General features: G+C 53.6%; 8 protein-coding genes. 5 read left to right on the top strand and 3 right to left on the bottom strand.

Annotated elements, in window-relative coordinates; translation table 11 throughout:
• Positions 1 to 154: 154 nt before the first annotated feature.
• Positions 155 to 673 (top strand): GNAT family N-acetyltransferase, encoded by a 519-nt coding sequence (locus tag INT19_RS03600; protein ID WP_193059756.1) that lies wholly within the window; start codon positions 155 to 157, stop codon positions 671 to 673.
• Here the strand turns inward: INT19_RS03600 and INT19_RS03595 are convergent.
• Entirely contained in the window at positions 668 to 1,555 is an 888-nt protein-coding gene (locus tag INT19_RS03595; RefSeq protein WP_193059755.1) for a LysR family transcriptional regulator, read from the bottom strand. The two genes, INT19_RS03600 and INT19_RS03595, sit on opposite strands and share 6 nt — an antisense overlap.
• A gap of 144 nt (positions 1,556 to 1,699) precedes the next feature.
• Here INT19_RS03595 and INT19_RS03590 point away from each other — a divergent pair, with 144 nt between their 5' ends.
• From INT19_RS03590 to INT19_RS03575, 4 genes are all read left to right on the top strand, one after another.
• Positions 1,700 to 2,863: an MFS transporter gene (locus tag INT19_RS03590; protein WP_193059754.1), complete on the top strand. Its 1,164-nt coding sequence runs from the start codon at positions 1,700 to 1,702 to the stop codon at positions 2,861 to 2,863.
• Positions 2,864 to 3,137: 274 nt separating this feature from the next.
• Complete coding sequence (locus INT19_RS03585) at positions 3,138 to 4,568, top strand: amino acid permease (RefSeq protein WP_193059753.1); 1,431 nt, start codon at positions 3,138 to 3,140, stop codon at positions 4,566 to 4,568.
• Positions 4,565 to 5,545, top strand: coding sequence for a homocysteine S-methyltransferase (mmuM, locus tag INT19_RS03580; protein ID WP_193059752.1), 981 nt, complete (start codon positions 4,565 to 4,567; stop codon positions 5,543 to 5,545). Before INT19_RS03585 ends, mmuM begins: the two co-directional genes overlap by 4 nt.
• Before the next feature lie 183 nt (positions 5,546 to 5,728).
• A complete protein-coding gene (locus INT19_RS03575; protein WP_193059751.1) occupies positions 5,729 to 7,342 on the top strand; it encodes an ABC-F family ATP-binding cassette domain-containing protein in 1,614 nt (537 codons plus the stop codon).
• Between the two features lie 67 nt (positions 7,343 to 7,409).
• On the opposite strand, the gene INT19_RS03570 is transcribed toward INT19_RS03575, so the two are convergent.
• Positions 7,410 to 7,712: an XRE family transcriptional regulator gene (locus tag INT19_RS03570; protein WP_095603867.1), complete on the bottom strand. Its 303-nt coding sequence runs from the start codon at positions 7,710 to 7,712 to the stop codon at positions 7,410 to 7,412.
• 10 nt (positions 7,713 to 7,722) lie between these two features.
• Complete coding sequence (locus tag INT19_RS03565) at positions 7,723 to 8,067, bottom strand: type II toxin-antitoxin system RelE/ParE family toxin (RefSeq protein WP_095603866.1); 345 nt, start codon at positions 8,065 to 8,067, stop codon at positions 7,723 to 7,725.
• Positions 8,068 to 8,260: the final 193 nt, after the last annotated feature.

Genomic DNA, 8,260 nt, shown 5'->3' with positions numbered 1-8,260 from the left:
ATAAGCCTCGCTTTATACACCATAACTTATGCGGATTCACTTAATTTCTGCTTAGTGCACTCATCATTAACGGCCATCGCCTCGTTGTCATAGTGCTAAAAAGTGCGCTATTAGTACTGGTCACCGTTATGCGTTATGCAACTAGGAGGAAGATGTGTATACAGTAGCAAGAGCAACGTTTCCCACTGACTTAAATGCTGTACTTGATTTGTATCGAGAATATATAGCGAGTACGTCGGTTGACCTTGCTTTTCAAGGTAACGATGAAGAATTTAATAACTTATCTGAAAAGTATAGCTCGGATGAGTCAAAGATATTTTTAGCAACAATCAATAAGAAACCAGTGGGGTGTGCTGCATTTCGCAAGGTGGACGATAATACCTGTGAAATGAAGCGGGTTTATGTTCGCCCAACTGCCCGTGGAAGTAAGCTGGGAGCTAAGTTGGTAGAGAGGGTATTGCAGGAAGCAACTGAGAGTGGGTATAAGAAAATATGCCTTGATGTGCTGCCTGAGTTCAAAGCGGCCTTGGCGTTATATCAGTCATATGGGTTCGTTCAACACCCACCCGTTACGAATAACCCTGTCCCAGGAACCCAATTTTTAGGGTTGGATCTGGAACGCTATAACCACACAACTTCTCAGCTTAAAACACGCCATTTTCCAAGCTTATGAAGGATGCGCTTCAACGAGATCCCTAAGCTGCTCACTCAGAGGGTTGTCTTTCTTGTAGGCTAACAGTAGCGGCGGGGAAGAGTCCCCGTCGGCAAGCGGTATGGCCATCAGGCCGTGAGCCATCGACGCGGCGCTGGCGGGCAGGATGGTAATGCCAATACCGGCGCCAACGAAGCACAGCATGCTGCCGATATCGGGCACTTCCACAACATGGCTGAGAGAAACCCCTGCTTTATCGGCCAATGTCTCCAGTTGGCGCCGCAGAAATGTTCTTTGCGTGGCGGGTTGGAGTAAAAGCCGCTCGCTGGCTATTTCGCTAAAATCGATGGAAGGCTTCGCCTGCAGCCGATGACCGGGGGGGAGTAACACGAGCAGCGGTTCATCTCCCAGCCTGGAAACCGATAAACCCGCTAGAGCGTTCTCGTCCAGGTCGGCTCGTAGTACCGCAGCGTCAAGCTTACCCGCTTTCAGCGATGCGATATGTAAGAGGGCATTCCCTTCGCACAGCTGCAGTTCGATCAGCGGGCGCTCGGTGAGCAGTTTAGCCAGGGCAGAGGTGAGGGGTTTAGAGAAAATCGCGCTGGCCGAATAACCAAGACGCAGCGTGCCGATTTTACCCTGGGCTGCCTGCCTAGCAACGCTGATGCTTCGCTGTGCAGCACTGAGTATCTCCAAGCTTTCACCAAGAAAGGCCTCGCCTGCTTTGGTGAGATGCACACCTCGGGTATTGCGCTCAAACAGCTTCACACCCACGGTTTCTTCTAATGACTTAATGCTCTGGCTCAGCGGCGGCTGGGTAATATGCAATCGCTCGGCAGCGCGCCTGAAGTTAAGCTCCTCAGCAACGGCAACAAAGTGCTTAATCTGTTTCAGTTCGACCATCTCGTCTCTCCTCCGGTGACCACAACATACGCTGATTTCTGATGCTGCACTCTGTCGAAACAGCTATCACTGCGATACCGATTCCGACCTTCATTCGAGCCTTGAGCGTACGTATGGTAATGCCTGTCTCAACAGGAATAAGCCATGCGTACGGCCTTAATAATTGGATCGCTCGGCGCTTTTTTTAATTTGTACCAGCTTCAGGCGCTGTTTCCAGCGTTAGTAGAGCGGTTCGGAACAACGGCCACTGGCGCTGGCTGGTTAACGATGGCCTCGTTGCTAGGAATGATGGTCACCGCGCCGCTAACCGGTGCTGCGACAAAGCATGCTAACCCCTCGCACTTATTAGTCGTTGGCTTTTTTACATTGGCCGCGATTAACGCTTCAATAGCATTGACGACTAGCCAAGACGTGCTTTTTGTACTGCGGCTAGGCCAAGGCATTGTCATTCCCTTTCTATTAACCGCAACGATGAATTTGGTCTCTCAGCGGCCAAGCAGCTTCGTGCCGCTGTACGTGACCGGCACCATAGTTGGCAGCACACTCAGCCGGTTTTATCCCGCTTGGTCAGTTGATGCCATGGGGTGGGAGCTGGGATTCATAAGCTCTGCAAGCCTGATGATGCTGTCTGCGGTGGCGGTTTATCTTCTTCCGAAAGCGACTCTTCCGGAAACAACTCTTCTGAAAACTGCGGGTGCCGGACCAACGCAGTGTGCGGAAAGGCATCAAACGCCGGTGACATATATAAGGCGAGCGCTTACTGACAATACGCTGCTCATTGCCTATCTCGCGGGTTTTGCGCTGCTCTTCACGCAAAGCGCGGTGTTTACGGCACTGGGTCTATGGCTTGCCCAAGAACCTTATCATTGGGATTCACAGCAGATCGGCACGATCTATCTGGCGTGTCTGCCCGCACTTGTCTGCGTGCTCACTGCCAGCGTATTGCGGCGCTACCTAAGCGAAGTAGCGATTGCCATATCACTAATAGCGTTGATTTGGGCAGCGCTGTGGCTGATTAGCACAACACGCATGCCTATCATGCTGAGCGTGGCGCTGTTTGCCATAGGAACCTATATGTTCCAAACAGTGACGACCCAGTTATTAAGCAGCACGCGCCGCGTACCCGCCGGTGTTGCCGCTGGCATCTACCTCTCTTGCTACTATTTAGGTGGCGCAATGGGCGCAAGCCTTGCGGCGTATGCCTTTGCGATATGGGCCTGGAAAGGGGTAATTGCCTGTATAGCGATAGCTCAGACAATTGTCTTTTGCCTAGTGATGGGTGCCCGGCATTGCGCTAAGGAGCGGTGAGATAACCTTCTGGTACCTCGTACTAGCCAGCGAGCGTTATTTGTCTTCACATCCTGTCTTCTTACCCATTGAGTTAGCATTCTGATAACCAATTAATACGCGCAACGTTGCTAGCGCTTATCACCAACATCAGGCTTGTATATTTAAAATAAGAATATAAATGTTTGTTTTTATGCTTTTTAGATAGGTTGTAATGAACTAAAATGAGCCCCTTTTTTTGAGCCAGGCCCCTGAGGCCATGCTGGTTCGTTAGGCCAAAGATAGGGATGTCACCATGAGTGAGCAAGCAAGTGATCAAGACAGTGCGCACTTCAAGCGCAGTATGCAGACACGCCATCTGGTAATGCTGTCTTTGGGCGGTGTGATTGGCACCGGATTGTTTTTGAGTTCCGGTTATACCGTGCAGCAGGCCGGGCCGATTGGAGCAGTGTTGGCCTATCTCGTTGGCGGTATTGTCGCTTGGCTGGTGATGATGTGTCTGGGTGAACTGGCAGTGCATATGCCGGATTCAGGCGCCTTCAGCGCCCATGCCAGCCGCTATATCGGCCCAGGAACCGGCTATATGGTGGCTTGGATGTACTGGCTCACCTGGACGGTGGCACTAGGTTCAGAGTTCACCGCGGCGGCGGTTTTCATGGGGCGCTGGTTTCCCGATATCCCCGGCTGGTATTGGAGTGGCTTATTTGCGGCAATTGTTTTTGGCGTGAATGCGTTTACCTCGCGCTTCTTTGCCGAGTCCGAGTTCTGGCTGTCATTGATCAAAGTGATCGCGGTGGTGGTGTTTGTGTTGGTGGGAGCGATGGCGATCATTGGCTGGGTGCCGTTGCATGGTGCCGCTGGCGCTGAGGTTGCTTCACCAGGGCTATCAGCCGGCGCCATGTCGCCCAGCTTGCTGGCCATTGGCACCACCTTGCTGGCGGTGATGTTTGCTTTTTCTGGTACCGAGCTGATTGGCATTGCTGCCGGAGAAGCAGTGGACCCAGCCCGCAATGTGCCCAAGGCCATTCGCGCGACGCTATGGCGACTAATACTGTTTTTCGTTGGCACGATTATCGTGATTGCGGCGCTATTGCCCCAGGGGCAGGCCGGTCTCAGTGAGAGCCCCTTTGTCGCAGTGTTTCAGCGTTTAGGGGTGCCGGGCGCAGCCGATATCATGAACTTTGTGATCATTACTGCCTTGCTGTCGGCGGCCAATTCCGGGCTTTACGCCTCGGCACGCATGCTGTGGACGCTGTCGGATCAGGGCACTTTGCCCAAATCGCTGGGTCGGCTCAACAAGCGTGGCATTCCGATGAACGCCCTTTTGCTGAGTATGGTGGGTGGGCTTGGAGCATTGTTCTCCAGCGTTTATGCCGCTGAAACCGTCTATCTAGTGTTGGTCTCGATCTCTGGTTTGGCCGTAGTGGTGGTCTGGATGGCGATTGCGCTCAGCCAACTCAATTTCCGGCGCCAATACCTGCGTGAAGGCGGGCGGCTGAAAGATCTGGTTTATCGTACGCCGTGCTATCCCTGGGTACCGCTGATAGCCTTTGCGGCCTGTTTGGCAGCGTGCATTGGTATCGCTTTTGACCCGCAACAACGCGTGGCGCTCTATTTCGGTGTGCCCTTCATTGGCCTGTGCTATCTGGTGCATTTTGTGCGCCACCGTTCGGGCTCTTATCGTCTTGCGCAATCGTCCAACGCCGCTGAGGAAACGCCAGTATGAATGACTTAAACCCGATCAAAGCCCTATTGGCTGACGTGCCTTTTATGGTTATCGACGGTGCTATGGCCACCGAGCTGGAAACGCTCGGCTGCGACCTCAACGACGCCCTTTGGTCAGCGCGCTTGTTGGCTCAGGCCCCAGAGAAAATTCGCCAGGTTCATCAGGCTTACTTTGAAGCCGGTGCCGATTGTGCGATTACCGCCAGCTATCAGGCCACGGTGCCTGGTTTTATGCAGGCAGGACTAACAGCGCAGGAAGCGCGGGAACTGATTCAGTTATCGGTCACGTTGGCGCAGCAGGCGCGCGATGCGGTCTGGCAGCCCGGTCAAACCGATCGCCCCAAACCGCTGGTGGCTGCATCTGTTGGCCCTTATGGCGCTTACCTGGCCGATGGCAGTGAATACCGCGGCGGCTATGATCTGGATCGCGCCGGGCTGGTGGCGTTTCACCGTGAACGTTTTGAACTCTTACTGGCGGCAGGTGCTGATCTGCTAGCGGCTGAAACCTTGCCTTCATTAGATGAAGCGCTGGCGATCACCGATTTGTTGGCCGAGCATCCCGGCGCACAGGCCTGGATTACCTTCTCAGCAAAGGATGGCAAACATATCAGCGATGGTACGCCAATAGAGGAGTGCGCGGCAGCCCTGGCCAACTGCCCTGGCGTGGCGGCGATTGGCGTGAATTGCACCGCCTTGCCCCACATTGAGTCGCTGATTCAGGCGATCCGGCGTCAGTGCGATCTGCCGGTATTGGTCTACCCCAATTCAGGGGAAGTGTACGACGCGGTGACCAAAACCTGGCACCCGGCCCCATGCGACCACACCGCCAGTGGCCCTTCCGCGCTGGCACAAGGGGTGGAACAATGGCTGGCGGCAGGCGCGTCAGCCATTGGTGGTTGCTGCCGAACAGCACCAGCGGATATTCAGGCGTTGGCCCAGTGGCGGCGGTCACGCCTGCATAGTGAGTCATATAGATAACTAAGGTTATTTGTATTATGGTTTAAGTCTTCCCGCGTTTAGCAGAGGTATTTGTCCAATGAACCATTGATGCCGCCGTTGCAATAACGGCCAGTCTCCACCAGCCCCCAGTAGCAAGGATCGTCTTTGAAATGGTTCTTGGGAGGGTTCTAGAGAGAGTTCTTGGCATCGTTGGAATCACACATGACAAATACCTATCTCACCTTAAAAGGTGTTTCCTACGTTCTGTCGGATGGCAGAACGCTTTTCACTGATCTTCACGAGCAGTTCGATAACCGCCCAACCGGGTTGGTGGGGCGTAATGGTGTCGGTAAAACAGTCCTAGCCCAAATCCTCGCGGGCCTTTTGCAGCCAACCACTGGCCATTGTCAGCGCCCCGGCAGCGTCCATTACCTTGCCCAGCAGGTAGTGCAACCGAAGGGCGCTTGTGTCGCCGATCTTGCCGATGTTCGAACAACGTTGGATGCGCTGGCACGTATTGAAGCTGGCAGCACAGCGTTTGAGGATTTTGAAGCAGTCGATGATCGTTGGGATATGCCCCAGCGATTCCGCCATGAACTCGAACGCAATGGCCTGGGCTATCTTGAAGCCAGCACACCAGCGAACACACTGAGCGGCGGCGAAGCCATGCGCGTGGCCTTAATGGGCGCAATGCTCTCGAATGCCGATTGCCTGATTCTTGATGAGCCAAGCAACCATCTCGACCGACCCAATCGGCAGGCACTCATCGAACAGCTGCGGCGCTGGCCGCGTGGGCTGATAGTGGTTAGCCATGACCGACAACTGCTGGAAGCCATGGAACGTATCGTGGAACTGTCCCCCTTAGGGCTGCACAGCTACGGCGGCAACTACACGTTCTATGCCCAAGCGAAAGCGCATGAACAACAGGCTGCCCTTGATCAGCTCAGCCAGCGAAAGCTCGAACGCCAACGCGAAGAGCGCGCGATGCGCAAGCAGCGTGAACGTCAGGAGAAACGACAGGCTCGTGGCAATCGGCTGGGCAAGGAAGCCAACCAGGCCAAGATCCTGTTAGATCGCCAGAAAGAGCGCAGCGAAACCTCGGCGGGCGCGCTGCGCCAAAAGCAGGCGGCCAGTCAGGCGCATCTAAATCAACGTGTGCGTGACGCCGCAAAGCAGGTTGAAAACGAGTCACAAATCAACCTGCATGAAATACCTATTAATCAGGCCGCCAAGCGCTGTTTAGCAGAATTAGAAGGGGTTGAGCTACCGTTCGTTATGGGCGTTACTCGGCACATTAATCTAATGCTGAGAGGGCAGCAGCGGCTAAGCATTATTGGACCGAATGGCTGCGGTAAATCTACGCTGCTCCGCGTGCTGGCGGGCCAGATTGAGCCCTTGTCAGGAGCCTACAACGTAACGCCCGAAAGCGCCTATCTCGACCAGCAACTGGGGAATCTAGACCCAGCAAAGACACTACTCGCACAACTGCAGCTGGCCAACCGAACCGCTACTGAAGGGGAGCTGCGCATGCGGCTTGCCCAGCTAGGTCTAGGCGCGCAAAAAATCACCACGCCCAGTGGGCTGCTAAGCGGTGGAGAGCGCCTGAAAGGAGCGCTGGCCTGCATCCTCTACGCCGATTCCCCACCGCAACTACTGCTACTGGACGAGCCAAATAACCACCTTGATTTGCCTTCAGCACAAGCACTGGAAACCATGCTGCGCAGTTACCAAGGCGCGTTAGTGGTGGTATCCCACGACGATGCCTTTCTGGAAAACCTAGCCCTGACAGACCGCCTGTTAGCAACCGAACAAGGCTGGCACCTGGAGCCGGTTTGATCTAAGTATTCGAGGTGTGATGCATTACTAAAAAACGGCGTAAGTCTAAACAGCTTGTTGGGGACAGCTATACAGGGAAGCCATGATGACTTCCATCGGGAAGTTCTATATCGACACGGACTCGGCCGCCTAGCGCTTCGACGTAGCGTTTGAGTGAACTAAGGCGCATATCCTGGCCAACTTTCTCAAGTCCTGCGACGGTGGGTTGTTTTACTCCCATCGCAATAGCTATGTCTGCTTGGGTTTTCTCCGCTAGCTGACGAATTTCGGCAAGCCTGATCTCAAATAACATATCGTTGGCTTTCGCCTCAGCTGCCGCAACGATCTCAGGCTTTTCTCTTGCTAACAAGTCTTCCAGTTTGCGTGCCATGGTTACCACCTCACTTTAGTGTTTCCAGGTGAGCCGTATATTCTTTATCGGCGACTGGAATCATCTCATTATAGAAGCGCTTGTCATTTCCACCTTTATCGCCTGCGCATAGCAAGATGCCTGTGCGACGTGGGTCAAACGCAAAAAATACTCTAATAGGACGTCCCTGGCACTGAACACGCAATTCCTTCATATTGGAATGCTGCGAGCCATTTACAGTGTCAGCGTGCGGCCTTGAAAGCATCGGGCCTCGTTCACGTAGAAGAAGTACAGAAGCCAGAACGTTCTCACGTTCAATTTCTTCCAATGAGAAGAACCACGCTTCAAATGTGTCTGTTTGTTCGATAGACCACATGGAGACCTCTTTGTTTATAGGTTTTATCCTATATAGGCTATGCCCTATTATCAAGAGATTTTCTCAAACTAGGAAGAGCGCAAAACAGCTAATCAAATTATGCCTATCTTCAGGTAGCCAACCCATCATCCCCAACTATAAAAACGCCCTGTAGACATGATGGATTGACCTGCCCCTCCTCAACTTCGTGGGT

It is taken from the genome of Halomonas sp. 3A7M (assembly GCF_014897875.1).
Lineage (GTDB): Bacteria > Pseudomonadota > Gammaproteobacteria > Pseudomonadales > Halomonadaceae > Vreelandella.
Note: the sequence above shows the minus strand (reverse complement) of the source record. Positions and strands in the feature narration are given on the sequence as shown.